14 protein-coding genes are annotated in these 13,789 nt (G+C 62.5%); 9 read left to right on the forward strand and 5 right to left on the reverse strand.

Annotation, left to right across the window (positions count from 1 at the left end):
• Positions 1–99: 99 nt before the first annotated feature.
• Positions 100–822, forward strand: coding sequence for a flagellar basal body L-ring protein FlgH (locus Q3Y64_RS18510; RefSeq protein ID WP_303564228.1), 723 nt, complete (start codon positions 100–102; stop codon positions 820–822).
• A gap of 90 nt (positions 823–912) precedes the next feature.
• Here the strand turns inward: Q3Y64_RS18510 and Q3Y64_RS18515 are convergent, their stop codons facing one another.
• Both Q3Y64_RS18515 and Q3Y64_RS18520 read right to left on the reverse strand, forming a co-directional pair.
• Positions 913–1,167: a hypothetical protein gene (locus Q3Y64_RS18515; RefSeq protein WP_101944138.1), complete on the reverse strand. Its 255-nt coding sequence runs from the start codon at positions 1,165–1,167 to the stop codon at positions 913–915.
• The gene (locus Q3Y64_RS18520) at positions 1,164–1,769 is read right to left on the reverse strand and encodes a hypothetical protein (RefSeq protein WP_303564233.1); all 606 of its coding nucleotides are present in this window, start codon (positions 1,767–1,769) and stop codon (positions 1,164–1,166) included. Before Q3Y64_RS18520 ends, Q3Y64_RS18515 begins: the two co-directional genes overlap by 4 nt.
• 260 nt (positions 1,770–2,029) lie before the next feature.
• On the opposite strand from Q3Y64_RS18520, the gene Q3Y64_RS18525 reads away from it, so the two are divergent.
• The 3 genes from Q3Y64_RS18525 to Q3Y64_RS18535 all read left to right on the forward strand — a co-directional run bounded on the left by Q3Y64_RS18525 (position 2,030) and on the right by Q3Y64_RS18535 (position 4,236).
• Complete coding sequence (locus Q3Y64_RS18525) at positions 2,030–2,518, forward strand: hypothetical protein (protein WP_101944140.1); 489 nt, start codon at positions 2,030–2,032, stop codon at positions 2,516–2,518.
• A gap of 5 nt (positions 2,519–2,523) precedes the next feature.
• Positions 2,524–3,897, forward strand: a complete 1,374-nt coding sequence (gene dbpA, locus Q3Y64_RS18530) for an ATP-dependent RNA helicase DbpA (RefSeq protein ID WP_303564236.1) — start codon at positions 2,524–2,526, stop codon at positions 3,895–3,897.
• A gap of 114 nt (positions 3,898–4,011) precedes the next feature.
• Entirely contained in the window at positions 4,012–4,236 is a 225-nt protein-coding gene (locus tag Q3Y64_RS18535) for a hypothetical protein (RefSeq protein WP_254048287.1), read from the forward strand.
• Positions 4,237–4,415: 179 nt separating this feature from the next.
• Here the strand turns inward: Q3Y64_RS18535 and Q3Y64_RS18540 are convergent, their stop codons facing one another.
• The gene (locus tag Q3Y64_RS18540; RefSeq protein WP_303564240.1) at positions 4,416–5,120 is read right to left on the reverse strand and encodes a DUF6588 family protein; all 705 of its coding nucleotides are present in this window, start codon (positions 5,118–5,120) and stop codon (positions 4,416–4,418) included.
• Between the two features lie 208 nt (positions 5,121–5,328).
• Here Q3Y64_RS18540 and Q3Y64_RS18545 point away from each other — a divergent pair, with 208 nt between their 5' ends.
• Positions 5,329–6,171: an alpha/beta hydrolase gene (locus tag Q3Y64_RS18545; protein ID WP_303564243.1), complete on the forward strand. Its 843-nt coding sequence runs from the start codon at positions 5,329–5,331 to the stop codon at positions 6,169–6,171.
• A gap of 15 nt (positions 6,172–6,186) precedes the next feature.
• On the opposite strand, the gene Q3Y64_RS18550 is transcribed toward Q3Y64_RS18545, so the two are convergent.
• On the reverse strand, positions 6,187–6,825 hold the full coding sequence (locus Q3Y64_RS18550) for a hypothetical protein (protein ID WP_303564246.1): 639 nt from the start codon (positions 6,823–6,825) through the stop codon (positions 6,187–6,189).
• 138 nt (positions 6,826–6,963) lie between these two features.
• Here Q3Y64_RS18550 and cimA point away from each other — a divergent pair, with 138 nt between their 5' ends.
• The 3 genes from cimA (at position 6,964) to Q3Y64_RS18565 (ending at position 11,071) form a co-directional block, all read left to right on the forward strand.
• Positions 6,964–8,538 (forward strand): citramalate synthase, encoded by a 1,575-nt coding sequence (cimA, locus tag Q3Y64_RS18555; protein ID WP_303564249.1) that lies wholly within the window; start codon positions 6,964–6,966, stop codon positions 8,536–8,538.
• A gap of 78 nt (positions 8,539–8,616) precedes the next feature.
• Positions 8,617–9,369, forward strand: a complete 753-nt coding sequence (locus Q3Y64_RS18560) for an ABC transporter substrate-binding protein (protein WP_303564251.1) — start codon at positions 8,617–8,619, stop codon at positions 9,367–9,369.
• A 61-nt stretch (positions 9,370–9,430) separates the two neighbouring features.
• Positions 9,431–11,071 carry a hypothetical protein gene (locus Q3Y64_RS18565; protein ID WP_303564252.1) on the forward strand — a complete coding sequence of 547 codons (1,641 nt, stop codon included), beginning with the start codon at positions 9,431–9,433 and terminating at the stop codon, positions 11,069–11,071.
• Between the two features lie 556 nt (positions 11,072–11,627).
• Here the strand turns inward: Q3Y64_RS18565 and Q3Y64_RS18570 are convergent.
• Complete coding sequence (locus Q3Y64_RS18570) at positions 11,628–11,987, reverse strand: hypothetical protein (protein ID WP_158239269.1); 360 nt, start codon at positions 11,985–11,987, stop codon at positions 11,628–11,630.
• 64 nt (positions 11,988–12,051) lie between these two features.
• Here Q3Y64_RS18570 and Q3Y64_RS18575 point away from each other — a divergent pair.
• Positions 12,052–13,789 (forward strand): polysaccharide lyase family 1 protein (locus tag Q3Y64_RS18575; protein ID WP_303564254.1); only part of this gene is annotated, 1,738 nt, incomplete at its 3' end.

Genomic DNA, 13,789 nt, shown 5'->3' on the forward strand with positions numbered 1-13,789 from the left:
ATCAGGGGGAGCGAATCTTGATCGGTCTTTTAAGGCCACAACACCTTTTAACGTTTCTGAATCGGAAAATACGCGCCTGTGTCACCCTGAACGCGCGCAATGAGAAGCAGATTGTCCGGCCCCACCAGCGGCCTGAAATACACGCAATGGACCGCCGCAACCCTGCTCGGGCTGAGTGCCTGCGCTCAGGATCCGTCCCTGGTGCGCGGCCCCACGACCAACCGGCCGCAGGCCCAGATGGCCAGCGTGGAGCACACGGTGAACCCAGGCTCGATCTTCCAGCCTGGCAACCCGAACGGCATGGTGATGTTTCAGGAAGAGAGCAAACCGCGCCGCATCGGTGACAGCCTGAAGATCGACATTTCCGAATCGCTCAGCGCCAGCAACAAAAGCACCACCACCACCAGCCGCGCCAACAAGGTCGCCACTAAAGGGCCGGGTGGGGCGGACACGATGAGCAGCCTGATCAACCAGATCATCAACGCGGATCTCAGCGCCAGCGGCAGCGATTCCTACCAGGGCTCGGGCAAAGCCGAAAACACCAGCAAGCTGCAGGGCAAGCTGGCCGCCTCGGTGGTCAACGTGCTGCCCAATGGCAATCTGGTCGTGGCCGGCGAAAAAAGCATCGCCATGAATGGTTCAGTCAGCACCCTGCGCTTTTCCGGCGTGGTGGATCCGGCCGATATCAAGGCCGGCCGCACGGTCAGCTCCAGTGATGTGATCGATGCCCGCCTGGAGCAGCTTGGCTCCGGCCAACTCAAGGACACGGAAGGCCGCAGTGGTCTGCAGCGCCTGCTCACCGACTCCCTCACCATCTGGTAAGCCGGGCTCACAATGCAAAAGCCCGCGAGCGCCGCACACGCGGCAGCCCACGGGCCTATAAGAAGTGGCAAGCGTCAGGCGCGCGCCGGGTCACACCTTGCAGTCGACGACGCTTCCAAGCGTACGCCCGCCGCCTGCTTCTGCCGAATTGGGGCTTGCCGGCGCAATCATCGCGGCGGCCGAAGAGCTCGCAGTCTTGCCGGCAGCGGCCACATTGCTTGAGGCCGGACTGACGCCGGCGGACGACGCAGCGGCGGCCTTCGGGCTCTCGGTCGTGCGGGCCGCACGCGGCATGCTGCTCACCGGATCGCGGAAAGCGGCGCTGACAGAACTGATGGACGTCATGGTTTCTCCTTTTGCTGGTTGGAAAACGCGGTCTGCACCGAGCCGGCGCCTGGCGCTGAGAGCCGGCTGGATGAAGTCTGGCGAGGTTCGCTGAGTCCGTTGGCAATGGCCTTCACGGAAGGCGCCAGCTTCTCGCGGGTACTGGCCCATTTATCGAACCCCATCATGCCCAGGCGATAGCTCGCAGCAGCCAGCACCCGGCCCTGCTGGCGCAGCTCGACGCGGGCAGCGCTCATGTAGGGCTGGTACTCGCTGGAAAACAGGGCCTTGCCCCATTCAAGCTGAGCCATGTAGTAAATCGAGTGGCGACAGGTCTCGGGCAGCACGGTTTCATACACCCGGCTGCGGACCCCGTTTTTCTCCAGCTCGGCCTGCAGGGCCGGCACAAAGTCCGCCAGCGCAACCGCGCGGTTCAGTTCGATGCAGGCGCCGTCAAAGCGCTCATAAGCATGGATCACCGGGCTGTCGGGCTCACTAGGCAACAGCACGGATGCATTACTCACGGTGAGCGTTGCCAGCTCCAGCGCCTTGAGTGCCGGGCTCGGCGTCATCACCACACAGGCATTCAACAGCAGGGCCGGAATCAAACAGCACGCACGCACTTTCAGAGCTCCCGAAACAATCATTGGCAAGGTTTGTTGAGCCGATCTTAGCGGTCAGGCAGGCCCTTCCCGAACGGGTTTTGCGCCGTTTTACGCCTTTCTGAAATAGCGGCAAAGCCTGCCGCAGCAAGGCGGCAAGGGCTGCCGGAAAATCCTGAAAACAGGCAAATATGTCGCCCCCCAGTGCAAGCCTGACAAGATTTTCAGGACAAGCCCGACACGCATCCGCTACCCTGCGCCCCTATCCAAGGAAAATGACCATGCATCCGATCTTCGACGCCGACGCCCTACTGCTCCTGGCCCTTGTGCCCGCCTCCAAGCGGCGCCCCGCCACGCTTGAGGAGATCGTCATCGCGCTGGCTTCGGTGCGCCCCGAGCTGCCCGGCGCCGCCCGCCTGCGCGACGCCTTCGCGCGCCTCTCGGCCCACGGCCTGCTACTGGCCCAAGATGGCGGCTACACCCTGAGCACTGGCGCTCAGGCACTGCTCGCCAAAGTGCCCAAGAAAGGCGATGCGGGCGAGCGCGTGTTCTCACTCAAGCAAGCCCTCACGGATTTCGATTCGCCGGCCGATCAGCCAAAGATCGAACTCAGCGCAGCCGAAGTCGGCGAAGCTGTGAAGGTCTGGCAAGCCAGCTTGCCACCGCCGACCAAGTCCGAGAAATTCACCGCCCGCACCGGCATCAAGAAAGGTCCGGCCGCCGCACGCTCGGGCTCCTTCAAGCCGCCGCGCAAGCGCGACTTCGAGTAAGCGCGATGGCCAGCTTCAGCGAACTCGGCCTCGCCCCCGAGCAATTAGCCGTTCTGCAGCAACTCGAATATTTCGAGATGACGCCGATCCAGGCCGCCAGCCTGCCGCTCGCGCTGGCCGGTCACGACCTCATCGCCCAGGCCAAGACCGGCAGCGGCAAGACTGCCGCTTTCGCCCTGCCGCTGCTCGCCCGCCTGAATCCGCGCCACTTCGGCGTACAGGCCATGGTGCTGTGCCCCACGCGCGAACTGGCCGAACAGGTCGCGCAGGAAATCCGGCGCCTCGCCCGCGCGCAGGACAACATCAAGGTGCTGACCCTGTGCGGCGGCGCGCCGATGCGCGCACAGATGACCAGCCTGGAGCACGGCGCGCACATCGTGGTCGGCACGCCCGGCCGCCTGATGGATCACATCCAGCGCGAAAGCCTGAAGCTCGACGGCCTAAAGACCCTGGTGCTGGACGAAGCTGACCGCATGCTGGACATGGGCTTCTTCGACGACATCAGCTGGGTCGCCAGCCACTGCCCGCCGGGCCGCCAGACTCTGCTCTTCTCCGCCACCTATCCGGATGGCATCGCCAAGCTGGCCGCGCAGTTCCTGCGTCACCCGCAGGAAGTAAAGCTCGCCGAAACGCACGAGCCCGAGAAGATCCGCCAGCGCTTCTACGAAGTCGTGCATGACGATCGCCTGAAAGCCGTCGGCCAGCTCCTGCGCCACTACCGCCCGACCAGCACGCTCGCCTTTTGCAACACCCGCCAGCAGTGCAAGGCGCTGTTTGAGCAGCTGCGCAGCGAAGGCTTCCATGTGCTGACCCTGCATGGCGAGCTGGAGCAGCACGAGCGCGATCAGGTGCTGATCCGCTTCGCCAACCGCAGCTGCTCAGTGCTGGTCGCCACCGACGTGGCCGCGCGTGGGCTGGACATCGACCAGCTCGAATGCGTGATCAACGTCGACATCACGCCGGACCCCGAGGTGCATGTGCACCGCGTGGGCCGCACCGGCCGCGCTGATCAGAACGGCTGGGCACTGAGTTTGTCGAGCGAACCGGACAAGCGCCGCGTCGGCGACATCGCCCGCATGAGCAACTTCGTGCCCGAGTGGCATACGCTGGAGTCGCTGGTCGTGACCGATGAAGCACCGCTGCTGCCGCCGATGAGCACCCTGCAGATCCTCGGCGGCAAGAAAGACAAGATCCGCCCCGGCGATGTGATGGGCGCGCTGGCGGCCGAAGCAGGTTTGACGCGCGAACAGGTCGGCAAGATCAACGTCACCGACCAGACCACCTATGTGGCGGTGGAGCGCAGCCTCGCGGGGGATGCCGCCCGCAAACTCGGCGCCGGCCGCATCAAGGGCAAGGCGGTGAAGGTGCGCAGGCTCTGAGCCTCATGCTCAAGGTTACGTTTTCGCCAGGGCGACTTCATTCGCTTCCCCCACGCGTGGCATGCGACTGAAGTCGCACCTACGCCAGCCCACCTCTTCCTGCAGGACTTCCCCATGCCCATGACCTACGAGCAATACCTCGACGAAGTCACCACCCTGATCGTTGAAAAATACGGCACCGCTGACGCGACCGCGATCAAACAGGTCATGGACGCACAGGAAGCGGGCTTCTTCATCACCCATGATGATGACGAGCGCTTGCGCAACCTAGATCAGGCCCACAAGGATGCGGCCACCATCGGCAAGCCGCGCAAGCCGGGCCGCACGCCCAAGCACTGAGAAGCTGTTCACGGCCTATAGCGAGAGGCCGTCAGCCGGGTGAAGAGCCGCACAGGAACCGGAGTTCATGTTGATCAATGAAGATTCCGAGCAGCGCATAAGCCCTGATCACGGCCTCGCAGGCAGATCGGGAACGGCTTCTGAGCCCCACCCGGATGCCGGCGTCAGGCCGGGCCTGCTCAGAAACGGAAACCCGCCTTGGCGCTATAGCTGTTGGCGTGCCCGGTACGATCAATCTCGAGCGCAAGATTGAACAGCCCCAGATTCAGATTCGCGCCAGCGAAGAATTTCCGCTGCCACTGCGAAACCTCAGCCAGCCCGCTGACAAGAGGCGTGCTCGTGCCATGGACCAGCCCAGCGCCCACATAAGGCTTGAAGAACAGGAAGCCCTTGGAGACCACGATTTCGGCATTGGCAGCATGGAAATCAAGCTGCTCGGAGCCGCTTAACACGGTGTAAGCCCCGCGCAATGAAACCGCCGGCAACACCAGGCTCCCCTCCATGGGCGACCAGCGCAGCTCGGCGCCGTAGAGTGAAGCGTCCATCCCCGGCACCGGAGCGTAGAAAGCACCGACATCCAGCGCCAGGGGCAGGCCCTTGTGTACATGCAGCCTCGGCAGCCCGAACAACTGATAGCCCTGGCCGCCCGCCGCCTTCATGACATCCGGATTTGAGAGGCGGGTAGCGGTCGCCTCCAGCGCTACATCAAACCCCAGCAGACCCAGCGGATCGCCCGGTGAAATGGCTTTGTAGCTGAGCGCGGAAACAAGGTCGCCGGAGAGTTGCTCGAACTCCGTCTGGCTGAGTTGGCCAAGATTTTCGAGACCCGCGGCAGAAGACGCGGCAGAGAATGCGGCCAGCAAGGCCGCCATGAGTTTCGACATGGTGATTCGTTCAGTGACATCAGGATTGAAAATCCGCCCTTGGCGGAGCCTGGTAACTTAACGCCACCCGAAAGAGCATCTGCAGCCCTGTAGAGTTAAAGAATCATCAAGACAGCTCAAGCCAACTCTGGCTGCGGCGGTGCGACACAGACACGCCTACAAGCAGGCCTCGGCGATAAGATGCATGTTTTCCGACCGGCCCTTCGCCATGAGCCTCCTTCCTTCCGCCACGAATCTCCGCCCATGGCTGCGCAAGGCCGCAGTGCTGCTGCTGGCAATCGGCCTGCTTTACGTTGCCCTTATCGCCGTGATGCTGGCGCGCCAGGAGAGCCTTCTGTTCTACCCGGTAAAGCTGCCTGCAGATTTCCGCTTCGACAAACCGGATGTGCTCGAGCGCAAGCTGGAAGTGCCCGGCGCCACACTGTCTGCCCTGCACTTGCGGCAGGCAAACGCCAAGGGCCTGATCTTTTTCCTGCATGGCAATGCCGGCAATCTGGATATATGGCTGCCCAGCACCGAGTTCTACCGCCGCGCCGGGTATGACCTGTTCATGATGGATTACCGTGGTTTCGGCAAAAGCACCGGCCACATCGAGAGTGAAGCCCAACTGCATGCCGATGTGCGCGCAGCCTGGGACACCGTGGCGCCGGAATACGCTGGCCGCCCCATCGTGATCTATGGCCGCTCACTCGGCAGCGGCCTCGCCACCAAGCTGGCCAGCGAAGTGGAGGCGGCCCAGCTGATCCTCGTCTCGCCCTACAGCAGCTTCGTGCAGCTGGGGAAAGACCACTTCCCCTGGGTGCCCTCGTTCGCCACGCGCTATCCGATGCGCACCGATGAGTGGCTGACCAGGGTCAGCGAACCGGTGCTGCTGATTCACGGCGCGCAGGACACACTGGTCAGCGTGAAGCATGCCGAAGCACTCAAGGCCGGGCATCCCGCGGCGGATCTGATCGTGTTGCCACAAGCCGGCCACGAGGATGTGCACACCTTCCCGGCCTACACCTACAGCCTGCTGCTGAAGCTGACGGATCTGGCAGCCGCGCACTGACGACCCGCGCTTCGCCTACTCCAGTGCCGCGAAGCTGAACTCCAGGCGCCAGCGGGACTTCACCGGCTGACCGTCGAACATCCCCGGCGCCAGCCTGAGTGCATCGAGGCGCTGCACGAAACGGCGAGTGCCGCGCGGACTGAGTTCACTGCTTTCAACGACCACCCCGTCCACCTCACCGCCCTCGCTGATCAGCACCTGCAGCACGATGCGCCCGACCTCGTGCTCATCCAGCGAGGCCGGCACATATTCACGCATATCCATCAGAAAGCGCGGCCGGCTCGTGAGCTGCTCGACCGGGGTGTAATCGCTCAAGTCCGGTGGGGCGACGCGACCTGCCGGGTGGTTCGCGGCGCCGCCCTCCTCGGCAGGCCGGGGGGCAGATCCGGCCTGCGCGGCGGCGCTGGCAGCAGGCTTCACTCCGGCCATGGGCAGCGCCAGTTCAGGAGAGGCTACCTGCGGCGCTGCGGCGATGCTGCGCAGGCGAGCACTCACGCTTGCCACGCCCACTCGCCCACCCGGCAGCGGCCACAGCCAGAACAGGGCCAGATGCGCGAGCAGCGAAGTCAGCGCACACACGCCCAGCACCCATTGCTGCTCACGGCGGGCCTGGCGGGCGAAGTCTGTGCGAAGAGGTGGCAGAGCATCGGACATGGCGGCGAGTTTAACGCAGGCTCACCCTTGCCAATCAGGCTCATAGCCCTTGCCCGGCTTCGGAAAAAAGGGCTTTTGTGATAGTTTCGCGGGTCCGCCATTCCGGGCGGATCGCCCCGCAACTCCAGCCCCAAGATCATGAATACCAAGGTTTTTGCCTACGACACCACCCTCCGCGACGGCTCTCAGGCGCAAGGAATTTCCTTCTCGGTGGAAGACAAGCTCAAGATCGTGCGCAAGCTCGACGAGCTGGGCATTGCCTATATCGAAGCCGGCAATCCGGGCTCCAACCCGAAGGATCTGGAGTTCTTCCGCCGCCTGGGCGAGCTGAACCTGAAGCACGCCAAGATCACCGGCTTCGGCAGCACCTGCAAGGTGGGCGCGAACCCGGCCGAAGACGCCCAGCTCGCGTCCCTGCTGGGCGCCAACACGCCCGCCGTGGCGATCTTCGGCAAGACCTGGGATTACCACGCCACGGCCATCCTGCGCACCACGCTGGATGAGAACCTGCGCATGATCCGCGAGACCATCGCCTTCCTGAAGGGCAAGGGCAAAGAGGTCATCTTCGACGCCGAACACTTCTTCGACGGCTACAAGAGCAACCCGGACTACGCCCTGCAGGCGCTGGCCGCAGCGGTGGAAGGCGGCGCGGACAACCTCGCCCTGTGCGACACCAATGGCGGCAGCTTCCCGGACGAGATCTTCGCGATCACCCGTACTGTGGTCGAGCGCTTCCCCGGCGTATCGGTGGGCATCCACTGCCACAACGACTGCGAGCTGGCGGTGGCCAACTCGGTACGCGCGGTGCAGGCCGGCGCCACCCAGGTGCAAGGCACCATCAACGGCATCGGCGAGCGCTGCGGCAACGCCAACCTGTGCGCGATCATCCCGAACCTGCAGTTGAAACTCGGCTTCGACGTGATCCCCGCCGCCAACATGGCCACGCTCACGCCCATGGCCCGCTTCGTCTCCGAAGTCGCCAACATGGAGCACAACGACAAGGCCGCCTACGTGGGCGGCGATGCTTTCGCGCACAAGGGCGGCATGCATGTCGATGCGGTGAACAAGAATCCGGTGAGCTACGAGCACATCACGCCGGACACCGTCGGCAACGCCCGCAAGATCCTGATGAGCGAAGTCGCCGGCCGCGCCACCATCCTCGGCAAGATCAACGAGGTGGATCCGGCGCTGACCAAGGATTCGGCCGAGACGAAAGCCATCATCGAACGCCTCAAGGAACTCGAGCACGAGGGCTACCAGTTCGAGAGCGCGGAATCGAGCTTCGAGCTCTTGGTGCGCAAGATGCTGGGCAAGTTCACGCCCTCCTTCGAACTCAAGGAGTTCAAGGTGATGGTCAATGAGCCGAGCCTAAACGGCGTGAACTCCTCGGCCATGATCAAGATTCATGTCGGCGGCGAAGACGAAATCACCGCCGCCGAGGGCGATGGCCCGGTCAATGCGCTGGACCGGGCACTGCGCCGCGCACTGGACCGCTTCTACCCGGAGCTGCGCGAGATGAAGCTCACCGACTACAAGGTGCGCGTGCTCGATTCGACGCAGGCTTCGGCCGCCAAGGTACGCGTGCTGATCGAATCGGCCGATGCCGGTAGCTCCTGGACCACCATCGGCGTCTCCACCGATGTGATCGACGCCTCCTGGCGCGCGCTGGTGGATGCGGTGGAATACAAGCTAGCGCGCAGCCGCCAGGGCTAGGGCCTGAAGGGTCGGCCAGCTTGAGTTCGGCCCAGCCCTGAACCATAGTCGGGGAGCCGTCTTCCAAAGCTCCCTGCCATGCCAGTCCTGCAAGGTTTTGTGCTCACCCTCATCACTTGCCTGGCGCTGCACTGCGCCCCTGCCAGCGCCGAGGCGCTGAAGCTCGTCACCCTGGCCTACCCGCCTTACATCAACGAAGTAGGCGGGGTACCGGATGGCCCGGTCGTCGAAATCGTCAAGGAAGCCTTCCGACGCAGCGGCCAGGAAGTATCCATCAGCTTCTACCCCTGGACGCGCGGGCTGAACATGGTTCAAACCGGGCAAGCCGACGGCCTGTTCACGATCAAGAAAACCCCCGAGCGTGAGCGGTTTCTCCTCTTCCCGGAGGAGCCGCTACTGAGCCAGGACTATGTGTTTTTCGTGCGCAAAGACTCCCGCATCCGCTTCACGGGGGATTACGCCTCACTCGCCCCGGTGCGTATCGGCATCGTTCGCAACACTTCCTATGGTGCGCGTTTCGATGAAGCGGTCCAGCAAGGCGTTTTCAGCCGCCTGGAAGCGGCCAACGATTACCTGCACATTTTCCGCATGCTGCTGGCAGGGCGTGTCGACGCAGTGATCTGCAGCCACCTGGTCGGCCTGAGCTATCTGCGCGAGCTCAAAGCCCTGAACCAGGTCAGCGTCAGCGGCCCGCCCTCCGAAACGGCCTACAGCTACCTGGTTTTCACCCGCGAGCACGATCACAGCGCCACAGCGAGCGCCTTCGACAAAGCCATGAGCGGCATGAAGAAAGACGCTACGCTGAGCCGCCTCCTCGCTCCCATCCGCTGACGCCTGCCAAGCCTCTGCCGCGCTACACTCCGGTTTCCACAAACCGCATCGTCACCGCGCCATGTTCGCTCGCGTCATCCAGGCCTGCCTGCGTTACTTCGACCGCACCTTCCTCGATCTCGGCCGCCAGATGCGCTGGAGCTATCTGCCGCCGTTGATGGTGTACATGGCCTACGGCGTGTCAGGCATCACCGGCATCGTCGGCACCTTCTACGTGAAGGAATACCTCAGCCTGTCGGCGCAGGATCTGGCCGCACTGGGCTTCTGGGCCATGCTGCCCTGGGCCATCAAGCTGCCGATCGGCCATGCGGTGGATCTGTTGTGGCGCTGGAAAGCCTGGCTGGTATGGCTCGGCGCCCTGCTGGTGTTCGCGAGCTTCTCGATCATGGTCGGCCTGATCGGCGAACGTGCCGCGATGGAAGCCATCATGCCGGCTAACAGCTGGTACCAGCTCTCGGTGCTGATCGCCCCGCTGGGTTTCGTGCTGCAGGATGTAGTGGCGGATGCAATGACAGTCGAAGCCGTGCCGCATTTCGATGCGCAAGGCAGCCCGATAGACCCCGCCGCACGCCGGGCCATGAACACCACCATGCAGACCCTCGGTCGCGTCGCCATCATCGGCGGCCTCGCCGCCGTAGCGCTGGCCAATGTGGCGATGTTCGAGGGGGTGGAGAAACTCGATGCCGCCGCCAAACAGGCCATTTACCTGAAGATCTACAGCGTGGCCCTGTGCGTGCCGCTGCTGTCGGTGGCCGGCGTGCTGCTCGCCAGCTGGATGCGTCGCCGCGAAGAAAAACGCCTCGCCGCACTGGGCATCGATGCCAACGCCATGCGCCACGGCCTGCCGGATGAAGGCGACGAAGGCATCACTCGGCCGAACTGGCTGATCCTCGGCGGCTCCATTGCCTTTGCCGGCATCTCGATCGGGCTTGGCATGGCGCGCGTGAAATACGGTCAGGAACTGATCTTCGTGCTCTCGGCCTCGGTGATCCTGTTCCTGATGTGGCGTCTGGCGCGCGAGATGACGCCTGAAATGGGCGCCACCCTGATCGGCACCAGCCTGATCACCTTCGCCTTCCGCGCCACACCCAGCACCGGCGCCGGTGTGGGCTGGTGGCAGATCGACGTGCTCGGTTTCGACCAACAATTCCTCTCCATCCTCGACCTGATCGCCTACGGCCTGACGCTGGCCGGCCTCTTCGGCTTCCGCCGCCTGATGGCCGAAAAATCGATCGCCTGGAACGTGATCATGCTTAGCGTAGTCGGCACCGTGCTTTCGCTGCCGACGCTGGCCATGGCCTTCAACCTGCATCACTGGACCGCCGCCATGACCGGTGGCGTAGTCGATGCGCGCTTCATCGCCGTGTTCAACACTGCGCTGGAATCGCCACTCGGCCAGATCGCCATGGTGCAAGGCCTGGCCTGGATCGCCATCACCGCCCCGCCGCGCCTGAAGGCCACCTACTTCGCCGTGATGGCCTCCTTCTCCAACCTCGCCCTCTCAGCCGGCCAGCTCGGGACCAAGTACCTCAACCAGATCTTCGTGCTGACCCGCGAAGTGAAAGACGCCAACGGCCTCGTCACCACCCCGGCCAACTACGACAATCTGCAAGCGCTACTGATCACCGCCGTCCTACTCGGCCTGCTGCTGCCGATCGGCGCCGTGGGTCTTGCGAAGCTGCGCCGCTGGCAGAGCGGCTGAGCGCCCATCGGCAAGGATGCCTGCGCCTTAGCGCAGCCACATCGGGGCCTCGAAAAGCTTGTGCGGGGGCCGGCCACGGCCGCGATGCCCCCACGCGGCCCACGTGATCGACTCAACATCCCGGCATGGATCAGGCCTCATGTGCCGCCTGAAGCCGCACCAGCAGGTACGCGACGAATTTCCGTAGCGGCGACTTCAGCCGCCTGTCGCGCCCCTGCAGCCCAAACCATGCAGAACATCAGCGCTGTTTGTAGGTAAAACAGGAAGCCCACAGCCCCCTGTTGTAGCCATGCAACAACTCTCAGGGCAGTCAGCCCCTCTTGTGACATTCGTCACGTCTTCGCAATACCTCCACGTATCGAGCCCCCAAGCCGCACCACATCTGGCTTGCGTGTGATCGGAATCACATCCCCCTGCTTTACACCTGTGTGTTTTTGAAAAATTTTGCAATGCCGCACATGAATTCTGTGCAAACGAGTTCGTGTTTGTAAGAAAAATTCCTATAAAGTCGCGCCACAAACCGGACAAATAACCGGATTCAATAAATTTATCGCTTTTAACGGGTAAGAGGAGCAAACATGTCAGCATCACGCAGTATTAATCTGGCTGCGCTCGTTGCGGCCGTCAGCGTTCTGAGCGCTTGCGGTGGCGGTGGCGGCACGGGTAGCACCACTTCGGCAAGCAACAGTTCGACGGCAGCCTCCAGTACGGCAGTAGCAGCTTCGTCTGCAGCGACGGCCTCGTCAGCTACTGCAGTGAGCTCTGCTGCAGCAAGCTCCCAAGCGACCACATCAACAGCCGCTACTTCTTCGACTGCTGCAACCTCCTCAGCAGCCGCTTCGTCTGCTGTGATTTCGTCAGTAGCCAGTTCAGCGGCCTCATCAGCCACAGCCTCCTCAACCAATGGCGGCATCATCGACGCCCTCACACTAACCAGTACTTCAAGCGAGCCACTGAATGGCTGGTCAGGCTGGAGCAAGATGGGCGCACGTTCGTATCTGGCAGCTAGTGATCCGGTGAACACGGCCAATCACGTCTCGACAGCGACTCCTGCTCCTGGCACACCGACGGCATACCCGAGCATTTCCAGCGATCCCAGTGGCGGCGAATTCACCATCGAACGCGAAACAGCCCCGCTGGATGGCTGGCATAGCTACTACCGCGCAGGCGGCACGCTGGGCAACCACCAGCAGGTGCGCGTAACTGGTGGCTCATCGGCCACCGCCAACCGGATTTATACCTGTGGCACCAAAAAGTGCATCTTCGACGCTTTGAAGGAAGCCAAGAACGAACCCAAGATCATTCGGGTGTACGGCAACATCGACATGAGAATTGATGACGATGGCGTATTCCGTGATTTTACAAGCTGGGATGATCAGAAAGCTTCGTCAATCGTCATTCCATCAAATACCACCTTTATCGGCATCAACGACGCCAGCGGCAATCCGGCGCGCCTGATCTCAGCCCAAATCGAAATCGGCAAGGAGTTTGCCAGTACGGTCGACAGCGATCTTGTGGACTACGAATACTGGATCAAAACGCTTGGCAAGAGCCAGGAAAGCTATCCGGGCTGGACACGTAACGTGATCGTGCGCAACCTTTGGATCCAGACGAACTTCGATGTACAGCCTGAAGGCAGCTCGGACGCCTACTACGACGGTATGGTCGTAGCCATGGCGCAAAACGTGTGGATCGACCACGTCACAGTTACTGACGGGCAGTACAAGGACAAGGATCTGTCCGGCACGCGTCACGACGGCGCGCTCGACATCGTGCGCGGCTCGGACTACATCACCGTTTCCAACAGCGCTTTCATCGAGCACGGCAAGACGACCCTAGTCGGAAACGCCGATTCGCGCGACTGGAGTGACCTTAACCGCCTGCATGTCACCTTCAAGGCCAACTATTACGCTGACGTCGCGAGCCGCCTACCGCGCGTGCGCTTTGGCCAAGTTCACGTCTTCAACAACTACATCGAGGGCGACCGCGAGTCTTCCACCGCAACCAAGTTCGAGAACGGCATCGGCATGGCCATCAAGGGCGATGTGCTTATCGAAAGTACGCTGTGGGAAATTCAGCCAACCAAGGAGTCCGAAGCCTGCAAAAAAGTGGTAACAGACCACGGCAGCAGCCTGGCCTTCCGCCAGAACCGAAGCTGGATTAAGAGCAGCAAGTATCTGCCGGCCGGCGCGGACGTATCAAACATGCTGACGGGCTGCGGTTATGCAAGCACTAAAAACTGGACACCGCCATACGCCTATCAGGTTGAGTCCGCGCCGCTGAACCTGGCCTGCATCGTCAAGAACGGCGCGGGGGCCGGCAAGGTTGGCCTGAACAACACCAGCACGGCAGGAGCCTGTAACACCGCGCCGGTAGCCGGTTCAGGTGAAAACCACTCCAGCAGCGCGACAAGCAGCTCGGCTGCATCCTCCTCGGAAGCCAGCAGTTCGGCTTCGTCCGCAACGAGCTCAAGCACGGCAGCGAGTAGCTCCACAGCCTCCAGCTCGGCCAGTGGGGGTAGCGCTACGACGATCACCTATCCGTGGTCGGACGACTTCTCACTGGCTACTACGGCAACTCTGTTCACGACTGGTTATGCCAAGTTCACCAATGACGCCGGAACAGAAGTATCGATGTATGTAAAGACAGGTGGAAGCCCGACAGTTTCCGGTGGCGTAATTACCCTGGCTGGCGCTCGTTTCACAATCGGGGCTCTGG

Origin of the sequence: Uliginosibacterium sp. 31-12, assembly GCF_030548425.1 — a bacterium.
GTDB lineage: Bacteria > Pseudomonadota > Gammaproteobacteria > Burkholderiales > Rhodocyclaceae > Uliginosibacterium > Uliginosibacterium aquaticum.

Coding starts and splice junctions, on each gene's coding strand:
- Q3Y64_RS18545 (WP_303564243.1), top strand. CDS start 5,329: ATGAGCCTCCTTCCTTCCGCCACGAATCTCCGCCCATGGCTGCGCAAG.
- cimA (WP_303564249.1), top strand. CDS start 6,964: ATGAATACCAAGGTTTTTGCCTACGACACCACCCTCCGCGACGGCTCT.
- Q3Y64_RS18535 (WP_254048287.1), top strand. CDS start 4,012: ATGCCCATGACCTACGAGCAATACCTCGACGAAGTCACCACCCTGATC.
- Q3Y64_RS18560 (WP_303564251.1), top strand. CDS start 8,617: ATGCCAGTCCTGCAAGGTTTTGTGCTCACCCTCATCACTTGCCTGGCG.
- Q3Y64_RS18565 (WP_303564252.1), top strand. CDS start 9,431: ATGTTCGCTCGCGTCATCCAGGCCTGCCTGCGTTACTTCGACCGCACC.
- Q3Y64_RS18515 (WP_101944138.1), bottom strand. CDS start 1,167: ATGACGTCCATCAGTTCTGTCAGCGCCGCTTTCCGCGATCCGGTGAGC.
- Q3Y64_RS18540 (WP_303564240.1), bottom strand. CDS start 5,120: ATGTCGAAACTCATGGCGGCCTTGCTGGCCGCATTCTCTGCCGCGTCT.
- Q3Y64_RS18570 (WP_158239269.1), bottom strand. CDS start 11,987: ATGATGCCGCCATTGGTTGAGGAGGCTGTGGCTGATGAGGCCGCTGAA.
- dbpA (WP_303564236.1), top strand. CDS start 2,524: ATGGCCAGCTTCAGCGAACTCGGCCTCGCCCCCGAGCAATTAGCCGTT.
- Q3Y64_RS18525 (WP_101944140.1), top strand. CDS start 2,030: ATGCATCCGATCTTCGACGCCGACGCCCTACTGCTCCTGGCCCTTGTG.
- Q3Y64_RS18550 (WP_303564246.1), bottom strand. CDS start 6,825: ATGTCCGATGCTCTGCCACCTCTTCGCACAGACTTCGCCCGCCAGGCC.
- Q3Y64_RS18510 (WP_303564228.1), top strand. CDS start 100: ATGAGAAGCAGATTGTCCGGCCCCACCAGCGGCCTGAAATACACGCAA.